Source organism: Nocardia sp. IFM 10818, from assembly GCF_054655275.1.
This window is the reverse complement of the sequence record NZ_BAAHJH010000001.1, coordinates 5,969,608-5,988,507: the sequence shown is the minus strand read 5'-3', so window position 1 is coordinate 5,988,507 and position 18,900 is coordinate 5,969,608. Positions and strand designations below refer to the sequence as shown.

At 67.5% G+C, this 18,900-nt stretch carries 19 protein-coding genes; 7 read left to right on the top strand and 12 right to left on the bottom strand.

Annotated features, from left to right (window positions below; genetic code table 11):
- Positions 1-9: 9 nt before the first annotated feature.
- Positions 10-1,476 (bottom strand): amino acid permease, encoded by a 1,467-nt coding sequence (locus ACYQ5L_RS27910; protein ID WP_459961212.1) that lies wholly within the window; start codon positions 1,474-1,476, stop codon positions 10-12.
- A gap of 217 nt (positions 1,477-1,693) precedes the next feature.
- Between ACYQ5L_RS27910 and ACYQ5L_RS27905 the strand changes: the two genes are divergently transcribed.
- On the top strand, positions 1,694-2,371 hold the full coding sequence (locus ACYQ5L_RS27905; RefSeq protein WP_459961211.1) for a FadR/GntR family transcriptional regulator: 678 nt from the start codon (positions 1,694-1,696) through the stop codon (positions 2,369-2,371).
- 1 nt (position 2,372) lies between these two features.
- Here ACYQ5L_RS27905 and ACYQ5L_RS27900 read toward each other — a convergent pair whose 3' ends face one another.
- From ACYQ5L_RS27900 to ACYQ5L_RS27875, 6 genes are all read right to left on the bottom strand, one after another.
- Positions 2,373-3,224: a hypothetical protein gene (locus tag ACYQ5L_RS27900; protein ID WP_459961210.1), complete on the bottom strand. Its 852-nt coding sequence runs from the start codon at positions 3,222-3,224 to the stop codon at positions 2,373-2,375.
- 87 nt (positions 3,225-3,311) lie between these two features.
- A complete protein-coding gene (locus ACYQ5L_RS27895) occupies positions 3,312-3,722 on the bottom strand; it encodes a nuclear transport factor 2 family protein (protein ID WP_459961209.1) in 411 nt (136 codons plus the stop codon).
- 241 nt (positions 3,723-3,963) lie between these two features.
- Entirely contained in the window at positions 3,964-4,626 is a 663-nt protein-coding gene (locus ACYQ5L_RS27890; RefSeq protein ID WP_459961208.1) for a DUF998 domain-containing protein, read from the bottom strand.
- Between the two features lie 119 nt (positions 4,627-4,745).
- Entirely contained in the window at positions 4,746-6,392 is a 1,647-nt protein-coding gene (locus ACYQ5L_RS27885; RefSeq protein WP_379196214.1) for a CocE/NonD family hydrolase, read from the bottom strand.
- 577 nt (positions 6,393-6,969) lie between these two features.
- Positions 6,970-7,701 carry a DUF7873 family protein gene (locus ACYQ5L_RS27880; protein ID WP_459961207.1) on the bottom strand — a complete coding sequence of 244 codons (732 nt, stop codon included), beginning with the start codon at positions 7,699-7,701 and terminating at the stop codon, positions 6,970-6,972.
- 30 nt (positions 7,702-7,731) lie between these two features.
- Positions 7,732-8,292, bottom strand: coding sequence for a maleylpyruvate isomerase family mycothiol-dependent enzyme (locus tag ACYQ5L_RS27875; RefSeq protein WP_459961206.1), 561 nt, complete (start codon positions 8,290-8,292; stop codon positions 7,732-7,734).
- 74 nt (positions 8,293-8,366) lie between these two features.
- Here ACYQ5L_RS27875 and ACYQ5L_RS27870 point away from each other — a divergent pair, with 74 nt between their 5' ends.
- Positions 8,367-8,966: a TetR/AcrR family transcriptional regulator gene (locus ACYQ5L_RS27870; RefSeq protein WP_459961205.1), complete on the top strand. Its 600-nt coding sequence runs from the start codon at positions 8,367-8,369 to the stop codon at positions 8,964-8,966.
- Positions 8,967-9,111: 145 nt separating this feature from the next.
- Entirely contained in the window at positions 9,112-10,839 is a 1,728-nt protein-coding gene (locus ACYQ5L_RS27865; RefSeq protein WP_459961204.1) for a cutinase family protein, read from the top strand.
- A gap of 62 nt (positions 10,840-10,901) precedes the next feature.
- Here the strand turns inward: ACYQ5L_RS27865 and msrA are convergent, their stop codons facing one another.
- The 3 genes from msrA to ACYQ5L_RS27850 form a co-directional block, all read right to left on the bottom strand.
- Positions 10,902-11,414, bottom strand: a complete 513-nt coding sequence (gene msrA, locus ACYQ5L_RS27860) for a peptide-methionine (S)-S-oxide reductase MsrA (RefSeq protein WP_459961203.1) — start codon at positions 11,412-11,414, stop codon at positions 10,902-10,904.
- Positions 11,411-11,866 (bottom strand): peptide-methionine (R)-S-oxide reductase MsrB, encoded by a 456-nt coding sequence (gene msrB, locus ACYQ5L_RS27855; protein WP_459961202.1) that lies wholly within the window; start codon positions 11,864-11,866, stop codon positions 11,411-11,413. The genes msrA and msrB overlap by 4 nt, the downstream gene beginning before the upstream one ends.
- Before the next feature lie 113 nt (positions 11,867-11,979).
- Positions 11,980-12,810 (bottom strand): alpha/beta fold hydrolase, encoded by an 831-nt coding sequence (locus ACYQ5L_RS27850; protein WP_459961201.1) that lies wholly within the window; start codon positions 12,808-12,810, stop codon positions 11,980-11,982.
- A gap of 138 nt (positions 12,811-12,948) precedes the next feature.
- On the opposite strand from ACYQ5L_RS27850, the gene ACYQ5L_RS27845 reads away from it, so the two are divergent.
- Entirely contained in the window at positions 12,949-13,914 is a 966-nt protein-coding gene (locus ACYQ5L_RS27845; protein ID WP_459961200.1) for a DoxX family membrane protein, read from the top strand.
- Between the two features lie 93 nt (positions 13,915-14,007).
- Here ACYQ5L_RS27845 and ACYQ5L_RS27840 read toward each other — a convergent pair whose 3' ends face one another.
- Complete coding sequence (locus tag ACYQ5L_RS27840) at positions 14,008-14,820, bottom strand: RNA polymerase sigma factor SigF (protein WP_459961199.1); 813 nt, start codon at positions 14,818-14,820, stop codon at positions 14,008-14,010.
- A 156-nt stretch (positions 14,821-14,976) separates the two neighbouring features.
- Between ACYQ5L_RS27840 and ACYQ5L_RS27835 the strand changes: the two genes are divergently transcribed.
- From ACYQ5L_RS27835 to ACYQ5L_RS27825, 3 genes are all read left to right on the top strand, one after another.
- The gene (locus tag ACYQ5L_RS27835; protein WP_459961198.1) at positions 14,977-16,485 is read left to right on the top strand and encodes an MFS transporter; all 1,509 of its coding nucleotides are present in this window, start codon (positions 14,977-14,979) and stop codon (positions 16,483-16,485) included.
- A 66-nt stretch (positions 16,486-16,551) separates the two neighbouring features.
- Positions 16,552-17,277 carry a FadR/GntR family transcriptional regulator gene (locus tag ACYQ5L_RS27830; RefSeq protein ID WP_459961197.1) on the top strand — a complete coding sequence of 242 codons (726 nt, stop codon included), beginning with the start codon at positions 16,552-16,554 and terminating at the stop codon, positions 17,275-17,277.
- Positions 17,274-18,011: a sterol desaturase family protein gene (locus ACYQ5L_RS27825; protein ID WP_459961196.1), complete on the top strand. Its 738-nt coding sequence runs from the start codon at positions 17,274-17,276 to the stop codon at positions 18,009-18,011. Before ACYQ5L_RS27830 ends, ACYQ5L_RS27825 begins: the two co-directional genes overlap by 4 nt.
- Before the next feature lie 140 nt (positions 18,012-18,151).
- Here ACYQ5L_RS27825 and ACYQ5L_RS27820 read toward each other — a convergent pair whose 3' ends face one another.
- Positions 18,152-18,865: a SanA/YdcF family protein gene (locus ACYQ5L_RS27820; RefSeq protein ID WP_459961195.1), complete on the bottom strand. Its 714-nt coding sequence runs from the start codon at positions 18,863-18,865 to the stop codon at positions 18,152-18,154.
- Between the last annotated feature and the right edge of the window lie 35 nt (positions 18,866-18,900).

The following is an 18,900-nucleotide window of genomic DNA, read 5'->3' as shown; positions in this document are numbered from 1 at the left end:
GACCGTCGCTCATAGGCCCCTGGCCTCGTCACTCGCCCCGATGGGCGCCAGCACCTCGGGATCGAGCCGCCCGCGCACCCGGAACCAGCCCGCCACCATGGCGGCCACCACGCCCAGGAACACGACCAGCGTGATCCGCCCGATCTCCTCGTCGAAGAACATCAGCACCACCACCGCGACGAGGAAGCCCAGCGTCGCGATATTCAGCACCGGCGCGAACGGCAGCCGGAACTCCGGCCGCTGGTATTCACCCTGTTCGGCCTTGCGCACGAAGATCCAGTGGCACACCATGATCGACGCCCAGGTGCCGACGATGCCGAGGCCGGCCAGATTCAGCACGATCTCGAAAGCCTTGTGCGGCATGACCATGTTCAGCACCACGCCCGCGATGCCGACCGCGCTGGTCATGAGAATGCCGCCGTAGGGCACGCCATTGCGGTTCATCCGCGCGGCGAAGCGCGGCGCGGCCCCGGCCACCGCCATCGAGCGCAGGGTGCGGCCGGTCGCGTACAGGCCCGCGTTCAGGCTGGACATGGCGGCGGTCAGCACCACCAGGTTCATCACATCGCCCGCGTGCGGAATGCCGATCTTGCTCATGACCGTGACGAACGGGCTCTCGTCCCCGGAATAGGCCGTCCACGGCAGCAGCAGCGTGAACAGCACGACCGAACCGGCGTAGAACAGGATGATCCGCCACATGATGGAGTTGACGGCCTTCGGCACCACGGCGCGCGGGTTGTCGGATTCGCCCGCGGCCACGCCGATCATCTCGGTGCCGCCGAAGGCGAACACCACGCCGAGCGCGATGGTCAGCATGGGCGCGAGGCCCTTCGGGAACAGACCGCCATTGTCGGTAATGGTGGAGATGCCGGGCACATTGCCGTCGATGGCGGTGCCCGTGACGATGAAGCCGATGGCCACCAGCATGAACACCACAATGGTGCCGACCTTGATCAGCGCGAACCAGAATTCCATCTCGCCGAAGAGCCGGACCGAGACGACATTCAGCACCACCACGACCGCCAGGGCGATGAGCGCGAGCACCCACTGCGGCACCGGTACGAAGAACGACCAGAAGTGCGCGTACAGCGCGACCGCGGTGATGTCGGCGACCAGGGTCGTGGACCAGTTCAGGAAGTACAGCCAGCCCACCGAGTACGCCCCGCGCTCACCGAGGAATTCGCGGGCGTAGGAGACGAATGCGCCGGAGGAGGGCCGGTACATGACCAGCTCGCCCAGGGCGCGCACCACCATGAAGGTGAAGATGCCGCAGATGATGTAGACGATGGCCAGCGACGGCCCGGCCAGCGCCATGCGGCCGCTGGCGCCGAGGAACAGGCCGGTGCCGATGGAACCGCCGATGGCGATCATCTGCATGTGCCGCTTGCGCAGGCCCTTCTGGTAGCCGACGTCACCCAGGTCGACTCGGGGCGCGGGGGTGCCGGCCGCGGGCGGCGGCAGTTCTTGGTGCTGCATGGAAAACCTTCCTCGGACCCCGACAGTCCTCGTGAGCGCGGGGAGGTGAGCGCTCGTGCAGTAAGGCTGTCAGGCTGTAAGACAGGTAGAAGGTAATTGGGATCACACCCGCTGTCAATGCCGCGGGTCCCACCCGGTGCGAGCCGAGCGTCTCACCCAGTGAAAACGCAGGCCGAGCGCTTTTGCGCCGCATCGGCCGAGTCACCATACTGGTCGCGTGACGGTCGGAGAGGGACAAGTGCAGCGCATCGGCGCTACGGAGGCGGTCTTTCGTCGACTGAAGAGCCTGATCCAGGACGGCGAATACGCCGTGGGCGATCGCCTGCCCGGCGAAATCGCCCTGGCCAAGGAATTCGGGGTCAGCCGCCCGGTGGTCCGCGAGGCCCTGCAGGCCTGCGCCATTCTGGGTCTCACCGAAACGCACACCGGCCGCGGCACCTTCGTCATCTCCACCAAGGAGAGCGCCAAGCTGACCTTCGCCGGCATCGACGCCCGCGACCTCATCGAAGCCCGTCAGCTGGTCGAGATCCCCGCCGCCGGCTTCGCCGCCGACCGCCACTCGCCCGAGCAGCTGCGCGGCCTGTTCGACATCCTCGACCAGCTCGCCGCCACCACCGACGCCCACGAATGGGTCCGCCTGGACGGCGAATTGCACACCGCCATCGCCGCGGCCAGCGGCAACACCATGCTCACCTCGATGGTGGCCGACACCCGCCGCGCCCTGGACGTGCAGTCCGAATTCCTCAACCTGACCCAGGACCGCCGCGCCGACTCCGACCGCGAGCACGAGGCCATCGTGCGCGCCATCGAGGCCCGCTCCGCGGAACGGGCTCGCCTCGCCATGGCCGACCACCTGGAACGCGTCGCCGAGACCATCGCCCGTATCGGCGACTGAATCACCAGCCGCCCTCGAAGAGCGCCGCGAGCGCCGGGGCCGAATCCGCCGCGGTGGTCGTATTCGCCACCGCGACAACGATCGCGACCGGCGACAGCACTGCCGAGAGGGCGCCGAACGAGCCCAGTACGCGTCTCGTCCGCCTATCGGAGCAGCGTGCGACGCCGATCCACGACAGCGCGCTCAGGCCGATGAGCACGACCGCCACGATCGCGGCGATCACGGCCATCACCACGTGATACCGGGCGAAGTCGTCGATCATCACCTCGAGGGCGGGTGCGGTCGGGCGATCCGTGGAGTCGCCCAGCCCCTGCCGGACCCGATCGAGCGTCGCGGCGAGCTCGGCATCGGCAGCCCCGTCCGTCAGCATCGGGAACAGCGAGGCGAACGGCGCCACCGCACCCTGAATATTGGCCATGACCAATACCACCGAGAACAGCGCGAGCATCGTGACGACCACGCCGCCCGACGCGAGAACGGCCTTCCGGCCCGCGCCGAAACCCCCGGCGGTCAGGAATGCCCGCCACAGCAGCACGCCGAGCCAGACGAGCACGGCCAGCAGCAATGCCGCGATCACCGCCTTGACCATGTGGTAGTGAAACCAGAAATCCACGACCCGCGCCATCCCGGACGGGAATTCCGCACTGCCGGAACCCCAATACTCGACGAACGCCGCCCGGAACGAGGCCCGAATGTCCTCCGCATCGGCGAAGCCGTCCCCCGGCCCGCTCGCCGCCAGCGGACGCGGGGCGAGTACGAAGGCCGCGGCGAGCACCGCGGCGAGGGCGGCCGCCACGGCGAGCGCACGACCGGAGACCCCTGAAGACAGCGATGAAGCTGCGGGACTGGACAATTCGTTTCCTCCGGCTCGCTCGAGTAGATGGCCCGGTCACCATCTTCCACGGAAACAGCCGACAGCCGAGCGATCAGCGGCGCGTGCTCACCGCGTGCAGGCCCGGGCGATGGAGAGGCTGTTCTCGTAGAGGTGGTGGCGGGTGATGCGGCCGTTCTCGACGGTCAGGCGGAGGGCGAAGGGGCCTTCGAAGGTCTTTCCGGTGGCGCGGACCTTACCGGCGACGTGTCCGAAGAGCGCCGCGTCGGTGCCGTCGACGAGGAAGGTGTCGATGGTGGCCGAGGCCTCCTCGGGGACCACGTGGGACATCAATTCGTCCAATTGGGCGGCACATTCGGCGGCGGTGCGGCGGGGACGGATCCAGGGGACGTCGGGATTCTCGGCGAGCACCCAGTCGACCTCGTCGGCGAACAGGGCGGTCATGGCGGCGGTGTCGGCGGCGGCGCGGGCCGCGAGGAAGGCATCGACGGTGGTGCGGGTGGCCTCGGCGGCGGTCATTCGGTTCTCCTGCTCTCGCTGGCTGGTGGCACAGACGATGTTTGCAGAGGGTCTGCGGCGCGTCGATTACCTCGGAGGTAAGCCGATCGAGGCGCGGTTGCCGAAAGCAGGGCGGCCCCTGCGGCCATGACCGGGCGGGCGGGCCGAGGTGCAGCGGCTGCGGAAGACGTTGCTGGCCATCATCGGTGGCGCGGGGTCGACCTACGCCGGGACGACGCCGCGCCGTGAGTAGTGAAATCGGTTACTGCGCGCGGGTTTCGGACAGGACTCGGGCGGAGAGCACGATCATCCAGACGGCGGCGATGACGCCCGTGATCCACAGCGGGATGAAGTTGTAGTAGCCCTCGGCGTTCTGGGTGGCCTGGACCGAAAAGCCGCCGACGACATAAACGATCATCGTGAGGACGGTGTAGACCGCGAGGCCGGTATGGCCGGCGCGGCGCCAGCGCAGGGCGAAGGCGACCATGGCGCCGACGGCGCCGATCATGCCGATGATCGGTGCGACGGCGTGCAGCCAGCCGTGCCAGCTCAGCGTGTCCGGTGCGAGTGCGGGTGCGCCGTCGGGGTAGCCGAAGGCCGGATCGGTGACGAAGACGCCCCCGGCGATGAGGCCGACGCCGTTGAGGGCGATCCAGCGCGGGCCCCAGGTCCCGGCGGGCTGCCCGCGGAGGACCTCGCGCAGGCCGTAGGCGCCCAGCAGCATGAGCAGGCCGGAGACGACGAAGTTGGCGATATTGAGCCAGCCGAGATCGCCGGTGCTCAACTGGCTCAGCGGGTTCTTGACCATGTCGAAGCCCGCGCGGGTGAGCCCGCCGATGATTCCCGCGGTGATGAACAGGGCGGAGCCGGCGCCGATGGCGGGGATCAGGCGGCGGGCCGATGTGGTGGTGGCTGTGACGGTCATGACGAGTCTCCATCCGGCGTGGTGCGGTGCTACGGATGAAGACGGTGCGGGCGCGCGAAACTGACCGCCGATCTGCCGAAAGCCCCGGGACCGGCCCGGGGCTTTCGGCGGGAGTCCGGTCAGGATGTCATAGGGATGTCGATGTAGGCCCCGTCCTGTCCGCTGGACAGCGTGATGGTGGCGCCCGCAGCGGTTTCATCGCCGTACAGCGGATCCTTCGGGTCGATGATCAGCACGAGGCGGTGCAGGACCGGAATGCGATAGTCGGTGGCCTGCAGGCGCAACCGCACCGGTTTCGGCTGGCCGGGCTGCTGGTTGTGCACGGTGGTGGCGGCATGGGTGATGATGCGCATGGCGCCGGTGAAGGGATTGTGGTCGAAGAGGTAGGCCACGAGGGTGACGGTTTCGCTGGAGGGGGTGACGGTCAATTCGAGGGCGGGGATGCCCGCGATGTGCTGTGGTTTGAGGAAGGCGGGCTTGGTCGTCCAGACCGCGGCCGCGGTGCGGTCGACCTCCGCGAAGCGCTGGCGCTTGGGCATGAGCAGGCGCTCGGCGAAGCCGTCGAAGACGAGCTTCTCCACGGCTTGGACCTGCTTCTCGCCCGCCTGGAAGCTGTGGCTGAAGGAGGACGGCTGGTTGAGTGTCAGCGTGCCGTCGGGGGATTCGGGGTTCGGCGCCGTGAGATGGTAGCGGCGCATTGGAAGCGACCAGGAGCGCAGATCCGGCGCTGCCGCCGAGGTGAAGGCGTGCATGGACTCGGTGTGGACCGCGCCGTCCCGGGAGATGTCGTTGTCCTGCTCGCGCACATAGTGGTCGAGCCAGTCGTAGGCGGCTTCGGTGGTGCGGGTGTACACGCCCAGCATGAGACCCGGAATCTCCACCGCGCCATGGTCGCCCACCGCCAGGTCCAGCCGCTTCGGGCCGGGGAAGCGGTCGAAATAGGCGAGCAACTGGTTCTGCGGGAAGATCGTCTCGTGCCAGAAGCTGGTGAAGAAGGTCGGCACGGGCCGTAGGTCCTGCTCCGGGATCTGCGCGGGCGACCTGGGTTTCGCGTAGTCCAGGACCCCTTCGATATTGGTGTTGGCCTGGAAGTCGGCGAGCACCTTCTCCAGTTCGGCACTGGGATTCTCGCTGACCGAGCCCAGGGCGTTCGCGGCCTGAATGTGCCGGGTCTGGTTGTCGTAGAGTGCTTCGCCGAGATCCGCCCAAGTACTCAGGGCGACAACGGCTTTGACCTTCGATTCGGGATTGTTCGCCACCAGCTGGCTGATGCCGGAGCCATAGGAGATCCCGGCCATGCCGATGCGATTCTCATCGATGTTCAGGTCGGCGTTCCCGATGGCCCAATGGATTACCGCGAGCCCGTCCGCGACGTCCTCGGGCCCGGCGACGGTCAGCTCGCCCCCGGAGCCCGGCAGTCCGCGCTCGGTATAGGCGACGACGGCATAACCGCGCATCAGCAGCCGAACGATGGCTCCGGCGTACATCTTCCAGCCGGTGGCGTCCAAGCCCGCGGGCATGACGATCAGCGGGTGCGGGCCCCCGAGCAGTGGCCGCGCGGCGAACCCGTCGAGTGCTACGCCTTTCTCGCGATGGATGGTCACCGCGCCGAGACTGCTCTGACCGCGCACCGCGGCGATATCGTCGGCCAGGTATTCGGGAACCCCGGCGGTCGAGCCGGTGAGCAGGGCCTGGACGACCGCGTCGGCCATCGCCTCCTGGTCGGGGGCCAGCAAGCGCAACTGATACTGACGAGCCTCTGACATGACCGCATCCTTTCGATCCTGTTCCGCCCGAACACCGTTCGTGATCACGGCAGCGCAGGACTCACGAAATGTGGTTTGACACAAGGACTTTGAATGGTCAGGCCAGCCTGGCTTCGATGCTACCGCTCGTCGCCCACCCGCACCGTCGAATCCGGCATCGTAACAACCGGTCTCATCTGCGCTAACCCATGAAGAAACCCCGGGGCCTAGCCTGCCCCGGGGCTTCGGTGTCCGCCCATTTGCAACACGCCGACACGTTTAAGAACGGGATCAGTTTCACGTTGACGTGACGCTCTGCGATTGAGCTACGGCCCATTGGTGGCTGGGCCGGCGGGAGTTGAACCCGCAGCCTTCACGTTGAGTAACCGTTCTCTCGATTCGGCGTTCGGCGGCGAATGCTGAAACTGGAGCGATAACGTGAGTTTGAGGGCGCGGTGCCTCTGCCGGTTGGGCTATCCCGCCGTGCGTGGCGGGAGGAGGATTCGAACCTCCACTGTGCCGCTGTGCCTGTCACATTGAACTTCTGTTTCAGCTTGCGCTCCTTGCGCACCACCGACAGTAGCCGGTGGCGCGGCGGTCAGCCAAACAAATATCCGAAGACGTCCGCGCCCAGCTTGCGCTGGGTGATCTCGGCATTATTGGCCTCCTCGCGGGCGAACTTCACCGCCTGCTGCAGCTTTTCGACGCGCTCGGTGAGCTCGTTGACGCGCTTGGCCGGCAGCGCGCCGGAGAACTTGATGGTGCGCCAGTAGCCGACCACCACATCCTCGTGATACACGTCGACCTGCGCCGGATGCTTCTCCGTCGCTTCGGCTTTCACGTGGTTGCGCGGAATCTTCTTGGTGCGCACCGTCTGCACCGGCTCGGTGGCGTAGCAGTCGGCGGAGGCGTCGTACTCCCAGGACTCCGAGGCATCCAGCACGGGCAGCTTGCGCACGAAGGTGTGCAGGTCCACCAGCTGCTTCTCCAGGAACAGCAGATAGGTGACCGGCGCGTCCTGAATCAGTGTGCGCCCGTCGACCACCACATCGGCGCGGGCGGTGCAGTTCGCCCAATCCTTGGTCGCGACGACATCGAACAGTTTGGTCAGGATTTCCGCCGTGGTCTTCAAGACCTCCTCGGACTTCACCTGTACGCGCGTCGACTCGGGCGGCAGCTGCTCGCCCTCCTCGTCCTTGGGGCGGTAGGTGCGCGAAATACCGCTCAGCAGCGGGTTCTTACCCAGCTTGTGATGGGCCTCGGTGAGCTCGGAGAAGGTCCGGGACTTGATCCCTTTCTCTACGGCGACAATCTGATTCAAACGTGTCATGCCGGAACTGTAGCGGCGGATACGAGCGCCCTACCAATGGTTTTCGCGCCGCGGGTCCCGGCCCAGAAGTGCGGCGATATTGTCCATGGGAGTCAGCGACGCATCCTCGGGCAGGCGAGCGTGGTACACGCCGCCGGGTCCATTGAGCGGGCTGCCGGGCGCCGTCGTGGCCCGCGCCATGGGGAGGGCGAGCTCGGTGAGGCGGGCGGGCACCGGGCACGGACGGCCCAGCGCGCGCGAGATGTCCCAGCGATGGACGAGCATGTCCACGAAGTGGATCCGCAGCACCATATCGGTGGGGATCGGCCCGGTCTGCGGGAGCCGCACGATATCGCCCGTCTGCTCCATGGCGGCCATCCAGCGCGCCGCGATCCGGGCGAAGCCATCGCGCCGATCGGCGGCGTGCTCATCGAGCGGGCCGAGCACGGTTTCGATGATCCGCTCGTGCCGCTCGTTCATGTGGTCGATCAGGTCCGCGACATTCCACCCGGCGCACGGCGTCGGCGCGGTGAGATCGCTCTCGTCGAGGGTGGCGATGTCATGGCCGATCAAGGTCAGGGCCGTCGCATCGAGTCGTAGTAGCTCGCTCATCAGGCATTCTCCGGTTTTAGCGTCCGATCGTTCGCTATCACTATAGCGAACGATCGGACGCTATAGTCGGATTCATGTCTCCGCGTAGCTCATTCGCCGATGCCGCCCGCACCCGGGAGCGGATCGTGCGGACGGCGGTCGACGAAGCCTCGCGAATCGGACTGGAGGGCTTGACCATCGGCTCGCTCGCCGACCGGCTGGGCATGAGCAAGGCGGGCGTGGTCGGGCCCTTCGGGTCCCGGGAACAGTTGCAAGCCGCCGCGCTGGAACAAGCCGGGCAGATCTTCCGGGCGGCCGTCATCGCACCGCTGGCGGAATTCCCGCCGGGCACGGATCGTGTGACGCGATTGATCGACGGCTGGATCGAGTACCTGGCCGAGTGCCCGTTTCCCGGTGGCTGTTTCGTCACCGCGGCCTCGACCGAACTCGACGGCAGGCCCGGGGCGCTCCGGGACCGGCTCGCCGCGGTCGCCGTCGAGTGGCGCGCCTTCCTCGCGGCCGAAGTGGCTGCCGCGCAGGCCGAGCTGCCCGGACCGCACCGGCCGCCGCGCGAGATCGCGACCGTCCTGATCGGCACCGCGATGTCGGTCAACGAGGAGATCCAGCTGCTGAACGACCCGTCCGCCGCCGAGCGGGGCCGCGCCGCCATGCGGGCCGTGGCCGGACTGAGTTAGCAGCTCAGCGAATTCGTGACGCGCCCGCAATAGCGCCGTTGTAACACTCGAGCGTCCAACTCCGACGTTCCCCGTGACTCGTGGACCGGTCTGTCGGGAGCCTGTCCGTCCGCTTGTAGTTGTTCTTGGAATGGGGAATAAGGGCATGGCTCTTGGCGATTTTTTCGCGCGTCATCGCATAGCCTCCGCCGTCGCCGCACCCGCGGTTCTGGGTGTGGCAGTGGCTGTCGCAGCGACGTTTTCGGTGACGTCGTCGACACCGGATGACACCACGGAAACTCAGCTCAAAGCCTCGGTCACGGAATGCCATGACATGGTGACCATCTCGGTCGCCGGACGTGGTGACACGCCGCGGACCGGCGAGGCGAAACTGCTGGTGGGAGCCAATGGCGAGGAGTTGCCCGCGGCATTGGCAGGTGATCATTCCAGCGAATGGCTGGACCCGGTCGTGAATGCGCCGGACGGTTCGGTCGATCCCGATTCGTATGCCGCCGTCTATATCGCCTACCCGGCGAATATGGCCACCTACGAAGATGCCGTGAACACCGGTGTGGCCAATGCCGAACGAGTGATGACCGAGATTTCGGCGGCCTGCCCGGATACCAAGTTCTCGATCGTCGGCTACAGCGAAGGCGCGGATGTGGTGCGCCGCGTGGCCATGAAGATCGGAAATCAGGAACCCGGCCAGAACGGTGAATACGGAATCGTCGATCCGGACGATGTGGTCGGCGTGGTCATCCTCGCCGACTCCGGTCGTCAGGCCGGCGACGGCCCGTTCATCGGCGCGCAGGATCCGTTCAGCAACCCCGACGGGTTCGACCAGAAGTATCAGAACGGCGCGAAGCCGGTGGCGGGGCAGGGCGCACTGCCCGGCACCAGCGGCGATTTCGGCAAACTGAACGGCAAGATCGCTTCGTTCTGCTCCGACGGCGACCTGACCTGCTCGGCGCCGCAGAACATTTCGCTGCTGCAACTGGTGGTGAACGTGGGCCGGCAGGTGAACGCCGATCAGCTGGAACGCGAAGGACTCACCCCGGCGACCGGACAGGATGTCGCCGCCGCGCTGGGCCGCATCGCCATGGCGGCGTTCGCGGACATCGCCTCGCAGCCGAACTGGATGGCCAGCGACGAGACCTTCCTGACGGTGCTGCTGCGCGTGTCGGATCCGGCCTACAAGCCGGGCGAGAAGAAGGCCCCCGCGGCCGCGGACTCCATTGCGGCCGAACAGATGTCGCCGCTGGCCTACCTGCCGCAGAAGATCTTCAACGAGATCGTGGGCCTCATCGTGACCAACCAGAACACCATTCCGGTCATCATGAGCGACCCGTACAAGCTCACCCTCGGCCCCAACGGCACCGGCCACCACTTCGACTACTGGCGCGATGCGAACCCCGCGGACGGCAAGCCGCTGACCTCCGCCGAATACGCGGCGGCCTGGCTCACCGAGCTGGCGAAGAAGGCGCAGGCCGGCGAGCTGAACACCACGACCGCCAAGCCGTCGGCCAATGCCGCCGTGCTGGCCGCCGCGCCGGAGAGCACCTCGGGCGCGTCGACCACGACCTCGACGTCGGGCACCACCACGGTCACCACCACCCCGGGTAGCGACCCGAAGGCGTTGACCACGACCACCGGTCCGACGACCACGCTGCCCACGACGACCGCGCCCACCACGACGCCGCCGACGACGACCGCGCCGACCACCACCGATCCCGCGGTGCCGCTGACCACGACCGCCGCCCCGGAGGTGACCACCCCGCCCACCACCGCCGCGGAGGTGGCGCTGCCGGAGACGACGCAGCCGACCACCACCGCCCCGACGACCACCGCGCCCACCACCACGACGGCGCCGGTCACCACTACTCCCGCCAACTGACCGCTCCACCGAACGAGCACAGCCGCAGGTCATCGACCTGCGGCTGTGCTCGTTTCAGGCGATCAGGCGGTCGTCTGCCGCTTGGGCAGCTTCCAGCCCGGCCGCGGGAAGTGGCAGGTGTAGCCCTCCGGATACCGCTCCAGGTAATCCTGATGCTCCGGCTCGGCCTCCCAGAACTCGCTCGCCGGCGTCACCTCGGTGACGACCTTGCCGGGCCACAGCCCCGAAGCGTCCACATCGGCGATGGTCTCGAGCGCGATCCGCTTCTGCTCGTCATCGAGATAGAAAATGGCCGACCGGTAGCTGCTGCCGATGTCATTGCCCTGGCGATCCTTGGTCGTCGGATCGTGGATCTGGAACAAGAATTCCAGCAGCGCCCGGTAATCCGTGCGCGCCGGGTCGTAGATGATCTCCACGGCCTCCGCGTGCCCCGGGTGGTTGCGATAGGTCGGGTGGTCGTTGACCCCGCCGGTGTAGCCCACCCGGGTCGACACCACTCCCGGCTGCTTGCGGATCAGATCCTGCATGCCCCAGAAGCATCCGCCGGCCAGAATCGCCTTGCGCGTGTCGGTCACGCTTCCTCCTTCGTGAAGAGAGTCTTGTACTGCCCGTAGCCCTCCGCCTCGAGGTTATCGAGGTGAATGAACCGCAGCGCCGCGGAGTTGATGCAATACCGCAGCCCGCCCGCATCGCGCGGCCCATCGGGGAACACATGCCCGAGATGGCTGTCGCCGTGCGTGGACCGCACCTCGGTGCGGATCATGAAATGGCTGCGATCCTTCTTCTCGACCACATTGCCGCCGTCGATCGGCTTGGTGAAGCTGGGCCATCCGGACCCGCTGTCGAATTTGTCCACCGATGCGAACAGCGGTTCCCCGGACACCACGTCCACATAGATTCCGGGCTCGTGGTTGTCCCAGTACTCGCCGGTGAACGCCCGCTCGGTGCCGTTCTCCTGCGTAACGTGGTACTGCTCGGGCGACAGCGCCGCGACCGCCGCCGGATTCCGGTTGTATTCCTGCGCCACTTGACCTCCTCGGTTCGGCCACACGTACAACCGACGCCCCCGCACCGACCTTCCCCGCTGTCGGGCCACGTCATACTTCCGTCATCTCTCGCTGTCCCGAGCGTACGCGCGGGCTATCCGCTTGTCCGGCGCCGCAGGAAGCCGGTGACGACGGCCGCGTAATCGGCCGGCCGGGTCACCAGCAGGGAGTGGCCCCCGGTGGGGAAGGTCTCGAATTCGGTGTGCGGGTGCAGTGCGCGCAGGCGCCCGGTGTGGGCCTCGGTGATCAGCGGATCGTCGTCGGATCGGACGATGAGGGTGGGGCCCTGCCACGGCGGCCGCTGTGGCAACTCGGGCAGGCGCTCGGCCAGATCGAGCAGCCAGCGCAGGGCATTGGCGGAACCCTGCCGGCCGGCGCGGTCGTAGGCGGCGTCCACCTGTCCGACCCAGAATTCGGCTTCGGCGGAATCCCGCCAGGCGGCGCGCAAGGCTCGCCGGGCGGCTGCCCGGGTCTCCGCCCAGGGCATCGATTCCGTGGCTGCCACACGGGTTTTCAGCCGATCGATGTCTTCGGGCCCATACAGGCCGGCGCCGGTGAACACGATCGATGCCACCCGTCGCGGTGCGCGGCGCGAGAGCACCTCGGCCAGCATGCCGCCCGCGGATTGGCCGACCAGGTGCACGGATTCGATGTGCTCCGCATCCAGGACGGCGATCAGGCCGTCGGCGAGTTCGTCGAATGACGTTGCGGTGGCGGGATAGTCGGCGGTGAGCACGGTGAAATCGGGTAGCAGCGCGGGCGTCAGGTCGAGCCAGCTGATCGCGATGCCCGCCCCACCGGGCAGGAGCAGTACGGGAATGCCTTGTCCGCCACGGTAATAGGACCAGTCGTGCCCGTTCGCGCGCAGGTGTCTCCGGTCCAGGTCGCGTGCGAAGGCCGCGGCCCGCTGCTGAATCGACTCCATATCGCGACGTTAACATATGCCTACCTGATTATGGATCCGCTCGTTTTCCCGCGCTGACGTACCGGTCCTCGGCGTTTGCTTCGAGGTTGGGGAGGTATCCGGTCGATCGGTAGGCAAATCTAGATAAAGGGGATGTTCATGTTGTTACGACGAGTTGCGCGGCCGCTGCTGGCGTCGGCGTTTGTGGTGGATGGGGTCGACACCTTGATGCATCCCGAACAGCGGGTCGAGGTGGCGGGGGTGCTGTTGCGGCAGGCCAAGGACCGCAGCACCGAGGACATCGGCGCGAAGCTGCCCGATGATCCGGAGCTGGTGGTGCGGATCAATGCCGGGGCGCAGGTCGTGGGCGGGGTGCTGCTGGCCCTGGGGCGGGCGCCGCGGGCGGCGGCGCTGGTGCTGGCGGCGACGGTGGTGCCCTCGGCGCTGATCGAACAGGACTTCTGGGCGGAGAAGGATCCGGAGCGGAAGGCCAGCAAGCGCAACGCGTTCCTCAAGGATGTGAGCCTGCTCGGGGGCCTGCTCATCGCGAGCGCCGATACCGAGGGCAAGCCGTCGCTGGGCTGGCGCGGGCGGCGGGCGGCGCGCAGTGCGGCGGCCGCGGTATCGGCGGCGATTCCGGTCGGGGCATCCGGCGATACCGGCGAGGCCTTGACGGAACAATTGCACGACACGGCGATTCGCGCCAAGGCGCTGGCGGGAATGGCGGCGGACAAGGGTGCGGAACTGGCCGAACTGGCGCGCGAACGCGGGTCGGAATGGGCCGAGATCGCCAAGGAACGTGGGCCGGAATGGGCCGAGACGGCGCGGCATCGGAGCGCGGAGCTGGCCGAGCTGGCCCGCGAGCGCGGCGCGGAGTTGGCCGAGCTGGCCCGGGAACGCGGCGCGGAGCTGGCCGAGCTGGCCAAGGACCGCGGCCCCGGCTGGGCGGAGGCCCTGCGTGAGAAGGAGGCCGAACTGGCCGAGGCCGTGCGGGAATGGGAGGCGGAACTGGCCGAACTGGTCAAGGGCCGCGGACCGGAACTGGCGGCGACGGCCCGGGAGCGCGGGACGCGGCTGGTCGAGTCGGTGCGCGACGGCGTCGAGACCAGGGTGTCGCGGAGCTAGGCAGGCGGTTTCGCGGGGCCGGGCAGGCGGTTTCCGGAGCTGGATAAACGAAAGCTCGCGTACCCGAATCGGGTACGCGAGCCACGCGGGGGATCAGGAGCAGCGGCCGTCGCTCAGCGCCTGCGTGCGCAGGGTCGCGAGGGTGCGGCTCAGGATGCGGGAGACCTGCATCTGCGACACGTGTAGGCGCGCCGCGATCTGCGACTGCGTCATGTGCTCGTAGAAACGCATGATCAGCACGCTGCGCTCCCGCTCGGGCAGTTCGGCGATGAGCGGGCGCACCGCCATGGCGTCCTCCATCAGCGTGTAGCAGGGCTCGTCTGCGCCGAGAGTGTTGACGACCGAGCGCACGGTGCCCTCGTCGGTATCCGAGGCGGCCTCGAGGGAATGAGCCTTGTAGGCATTGCGCGCCACCAGCGCCTGGGTGACCTCGGTGAGTTCGACCTCGAGCTCGGCGGCGAGTTCGCGCGCGGTGGGCATGCGGCGGTACCGCTGCGTCAGCAGCTCGATGGCCGGGCCGAGGCGATGCTGGATCTCCTTGGTGCGCCGTGGAACTCGCACCGCCCAGGTGTGGTCGCGGAAGTGCCGGCGGACCTCGCCCATGATGGTGGGCACGGCGAAGGAGAGGAAGTTGCTGCCGCGGGTGACGTCGAAGCGATCGACGGCGAGGACCAATCCCAGTGATGCGATTTGATAAAGGTCGTCGAACTCCTCGCCGCGGCCGCTGAATCGCCGGGCGACGTGCTCGGCCAACGGGCGGCATATCTCGAGGACTTCCTCGCGAATTCGCCTGCGCTGTGGGTCATCCGGCGCCAGCGCGGCCATCTTGTCGAACCAGGGTTCGACGTTCTCGTAGGGGTCGGCGGTGTGTTCCGCCCGATTCGGTCGAGCGTCGGTGATCGGCATCTGCTGCTCCTCGATCTCATAGAGAATCCGACCTTCCTGGAATACCCAATCCCGTGTTATCGAAACGTAATAACAGACTGAAGTAGGGTTCAGTTTGTTTGGCCGGATTGGTGACGGGTAGTCCGAACTGCAGTTTTCAACTTCAGGGAGGTCGTGATGTCGGGGTCGCCGGAAGTGGCGGAGGGCGCGGTTCGGACCTTGATTCCGGCGCGTATCGATCGATTGCCGTGGTCGCGCTTTCACACCCGGATGGTGGTCGCCCTGGGGGTGGCGTGGATCCTCGACGGGCTCGAGATCACCGTGGCCAGCGCGGTGGCGGAGACGCTGACCGAACCGGAGACCCTGGCCCTGTCCTCGACCGCGGTGGGACTGATGGCGACGGTGTATCTGGCCGGAGAAGTGGTGGGGGCGTTGTTTTTCGGCAATCTGTCCGATCGGCTGGGGCGGCGGAATCTGTTCATGATCACGCTGGCCGTGTATCTGATCGGCAGCGGGCTCACCGCGTTCACGCTGGGAAATGGGCCCGGCTGGATCGCATTCCTGTATGTCACGCGATTCATCGCCGGCATGGGCATCGGCGGCGAGTACGCCGCGATCAATTCCGCCATCGACGAGCTGATTCCCGCGCGGTATCGCGGCCGAGTTGATATTGCGGTGAATGGAACCTATTGGGCCGGTGCGGTTATCGGCACCATTGGCACCTACATTCTGCTGAATCATATGAGTTTGTCGGTGGGCTGGCGCATCGGATTCCTGATCGGCCCGGTGCTGGGCGTGGTGATTCTGCTGGTGCGGCGGCATCTGCCGGAGAGCCCGCGCTGGCAGATCATGCACGGGCACGAGCGGGCGGCGGAAATCACCATCGCCGGCATCGAGCGGGAGGTGGCGGCGACCGGGCACGAGCTGCCGCCGATCGACGAGTCGAAGGCCATGGAGGTCAAGCCCGCCGAGCGGATCGGCTTCGTGGCGCTGACCCGGGTACTGTTCCGCGAGTATCCGCAGCGGGCGATACTGGGCGCCTCGCTGATGATCAGTCAGTCGTTCCTCTACAACGCGATCTTCTTCACCTACACGCTGGTACTGGGCAAGTTCTACGGCGTGCCCGCCTCCGAGACACCCATCTACCTGATCGCGTTCGCGGCCGGGAATCTGCTGGGGCCCTTCACCATCGGGCATCTGTTCGACACCGTCGGGCGGCGCACCATGATCTCGGGAACCTACATCCTCTCCGGTGTGCTGCTCGCCGGCTCCGCCGCCATGTTCTACGCCGGGTGGCTCAATGCGGTCACCCAGACGCTGTGCTGGTGCGTCATCTTCTTCTTCGCCTCCGCGGGTGCGAGCTCGGCCTATCTCACGGTGAGCGAGATCTTCCCGCTGGAGGTGCGGGCGAAGTCCATCGCGGTGTTCTTCGCCATCGGCCAGTGCGTGGGGGCGCTCGGTCCGGGCATCTACGGCGCGCTGATCGGCGACGGCTCGCAACCGGGCCGGTTGTTCCTGGGCTACCTGATGGGCGCGGCGGTCATGATCACCGGCGGGCTGATCGCGCGGGCCCTGGCCGTGGATGCCGAGGGCCGCGCGCTCGAGGACATCGCGCTGCCGCTGTCGGTCACCGGGCGGGGCGGGCAGACCCGATCCGAGGGTGCGGGCTCACCGTTCTCGACCTGACCTGGATAAAGCTAAATTGGTCTGACCACTTGACCACCTGGCCACTCGGATCGTACCGTCGGTGGCATGGCGATCAAGCGAATCGATCGGCGCACCGTGCCGGACACCGTGTTCGATCAACTCGTCGGGGAGGTGCTCGACGGGGAACTGGAACCGGGTGCGGCGCTGCCCGCCGAACGGCAGCTGGCCGAGGCCCTCGGGGTGTCGCGGCCGACCGTGCGGGAGGCGCTGCAGCGACTGGCGCACAGCGGGCTGGTCGAGGTCCGGCAGGGCGGGGCCACCACGGTCCGCGACTTCCGGCGCTATGCCGGCCTGGATCTGCTGCCGCGCTTGCTGATTCGCAAGGGGCGGCTGGATCCGGCGGTGATTCGCAGCGTGCTGGAGACGCGGCGGGCCATGGGGAGCGAGATCGCGGCCCTGGCCGCGGCGCGCGGCGGCGCGCGGATTGCCGCCGAGCTCGGCAACGCGCTGGAATCGCTTGCCGCGCAGTCGGATCCGGTGGCCCAGCAGATCGAGGCGCTCGGCTTCTGGGATCACCTGGTGGATGCCGCGGATTCGATCGTCTACCGGCTGCTGTTCAACAACCTCAAGGCCGTGTACGAACCCGCGATCGTCGCGCTCGCGGGCGTCATGGCCGCCGAGGTCGGGCAGATCGACCGGTATCGGCGGCTCGCGGCCGCGGTGACGGCCGGGGACAGCGCCGCCGCTCGCGAGTCCGCGGGCGAGCTCTTGGCTTTGGCGGGCACGGAATTCGAGACCGTGATGCGCCGGATGGAGGAAACGGAACAATGAACGTCGCCACGCGAATCAGACATCGCCGCGCCAAGGAGGCCGCGATCGACGCACGGGCCCGCACCCGGCTGGCCGCCGAGGAGGCCCGGCCGCGGCGCAAGCAGTTGACCCTCGGGGCGGCCTTCCGGGAATTCCTGCGACATCCCTCGCCGTGGATCATTGCCGGAATGCTGGTCACCGCGCTCACCGCCCGCATTCTCGCCGGCGACTGGCAGTGGACCGACGCCCTGGTCCCGGTGATCATGCTGGCGCTGTTCCCGTTCACCGAATGGCTCATCCACGTCTGCGTCCTGCATTGGCGGCCGCGCACTCTCGGCCCGGTGACCGTGGATTCGCTACTGGCTCGCAAACATCGCGAGCACCACACCGATCCGCGGGCGATCCCGCTCATCTTCATTCCGTGGCAGACCTTCCTGTGGCTGCTGCCCGCCCTCGCCGCCCTCGGCCTGCTGGCCTTCCCCCGGCTCGGGATGGGCCTCACCTTCCTGACCGTGCTCGGCGTGCTCGGCCTGAACTACGAGTGGACGCACTACCTGATCCACACCGACTACAAGCCGAAAACCACACTCTTCAAGGCGGTCTGGCGCAATCACCGCCTGCATCACTTCAAGAACGAGCACTACTGGTTCACCGTGACCACCTCCGGCACCGCCGACCGCGTACTACGCACCTACCCGGACTCGGCCACCGTGGAAAGCTCGCCGACGGTGAAGGCGCTGCACGCCGGAGCCTGAACCAGGGAGTGTCTGCTGCGGTGGTCGCGGTACTGGGCCTGATCTGCTGGAAGTGGCGGCAGCACCACCGCGCCGGGCGGGACGCGGAGCGAGCCGAGACGGCGGGGGAGCGGGACTCGGCCGAGTCGGATCGGCCCTGACTAGCGCGGATCCGCCGCCATGGCATCGCGGACGGTGGTCTCCTGCCTGCCCAGGAAGGTCGGATCCGGTTGCGCGACAATCGAGTAGATGGCCTTGGTGGTCGCCAGCTGATCGCGCAGCCAGTTGCGCCGATAGGTGGTGTCGTGCCGGCGGCCGTCATCGCCCACGCCCAGGGCGTCGATGCCGACCGAACGGCACAGGGCCACCGTGCGCGGCAGGCTGAAGTCCTGCGTCACCACGATGGCGCTGCCGACGCCGAAGATGCGGTGCGCGCGGGCGCAGGATTCGTAGGTGCTGAACCCCGCGTAGTCGAGCGCGATCTTGGCGGCGGGCACGCCCTTGCCGATGAGGTATCGGCGCATGCTGTCGGGTTCACTGTAGGTCTCGCGCCCATTGTCCCCGGTGAGCAGGATCGCCTTCACCTTGCCGGAGTCGAGCAGCCGCTTGCCCAGATCCAGCCGGGCGGCGAGGAATTCGGAGGGCGTGCCGTCGCTGTAGACCTCCGCCCCGAAGACGATCGCCACATCGGCGTTCGGGACGTTCGGCGCGCTGTAGAGGTACTCGTCGGTCGTGAACCGGACCCACAGCACCGAGCCGGCGCCCACCAGGAGTGCGGCGAGGACCACGGCGGTCGCCAGTTTCGCGATTCGGCGGGGCCGCAGCCAGGTGGCGGCCCGGGTGCGGACGGACTGCGGCAAGGGTCGGAGCTTCATGGCGTCAGTCTGGCAGCGCCGCACCCAGGATCGGC

Bases quoted from the DNA above. Each gene is read 5' to 3' on its own strand.
- ACYQ5L_RS27910 (WP_459961212.1), bottom strand. From the start codon at position 1,476: ATGCAGCACCAAGAACTGCCGCCGCCCGCGGCCGGCACCCCCGCGCCC.
- ACYQ5L_RS27895 (WP_459961209.1), bottom strand. From the start codon at position 3,722: ATGACCGCCGCCGAGGCCACCCGCACCACCGTCGATGCCTTCCTCGCG.
- ACYQ5L_RS27890 (WP_459961208.1), bottom strand. From the start codon at position 4,626: ATGACCGTCACAGCCACCACCACATCGGCCCGCCGCCTGATCCCCGCC.
- ACYQ5L_RS27885 (WP_379196214.1), bottom strand. From the start codon at position 6,392: ATGTCAGAGGCTCGTCAGTATCAGTTGCGCTTGCTGGCCCCCGACCAG.
- ACYQ5L_RS27880 (WP_459961207.1), bottom strand. From the start codon at position 7,701: ATGACACGTTTGAATCAGATTGTCGCCGTAGAGAAAGGGATCAAGTCC.
- ACYQ5L_RS27875 (WP_459961206.1), bottom strand. From the start codon at position 8,292: ATGAGCGAGCTACTACGACTCGATGCGACGGCCCTGACCTTGATCGGC.
- ACYQ5L_RS27870 (WP_459961205.1), top strand. From the start codon at position 8,367: ATGTCTCCGCGTAGCTCATTCGCCGATGCCGCCCGCACCCGGGAGCGG.
- ACYQ5L_RS27865 (WP_459961204.1), top strand. From the start codon at position 9,112: ATGGCTCTTGGCGATTTTTTCGCGCGTCATCGCATAGCCTCCGCCGTC.
- ACYQ5L_RS27850 (WP_459961201.1), bottom strand. From the start codon at position 12,810: ATGGAGTCGATTCAGCAGCGGGCCGCGGCCTTCGCACGCGACCTGGAC.
- ACYQ5L_RS27845 (WP_459961200.1), top strand. From the start codon at position 12,949: ATGTTGTTACGACGAGTTGCGCGGCCGCTGCTGGCGTCGGCGTTTGTG.
- ACYQ5L_RS27840 (WP_459961199.1), bottom strand. From the start codon at position 14,820: ATGCCGATCACCGACGCTCGACCGAATCGGGCGGAACACACCGCCGAC.
- ACYQ5L_RS27835 (WP_459961198.1), top strand. From the start codon at position 14,977: ATGTCGGGGTCGCCGGAAGTGGCGGAGGGCGCGGTTCGGACCTTGATT.
- ACYQ5L_RS27830 (WP_459961197.1), top strand. From the start codon at position 16,552: ATGGCGATCAAGCGAATCGATCGGCGCACCGTGCCGGACACCGTGTTC.
- ACYQ5L_RS27825 (WP_459961196.1), top strand. From the start codon at position 17,274: ATGAACGTCGCCACGCGAATCAGACATCGCCGCGCCAAGGAGGCCGCG.
- ACYQ5L_RS27820 (WP_459961195.1), bottom strand. From the start codon at position 18,865: ATGAAGCTCCGACCCTTGCCGCAGTCCGTCCGCACCCGGGCCGCCACC.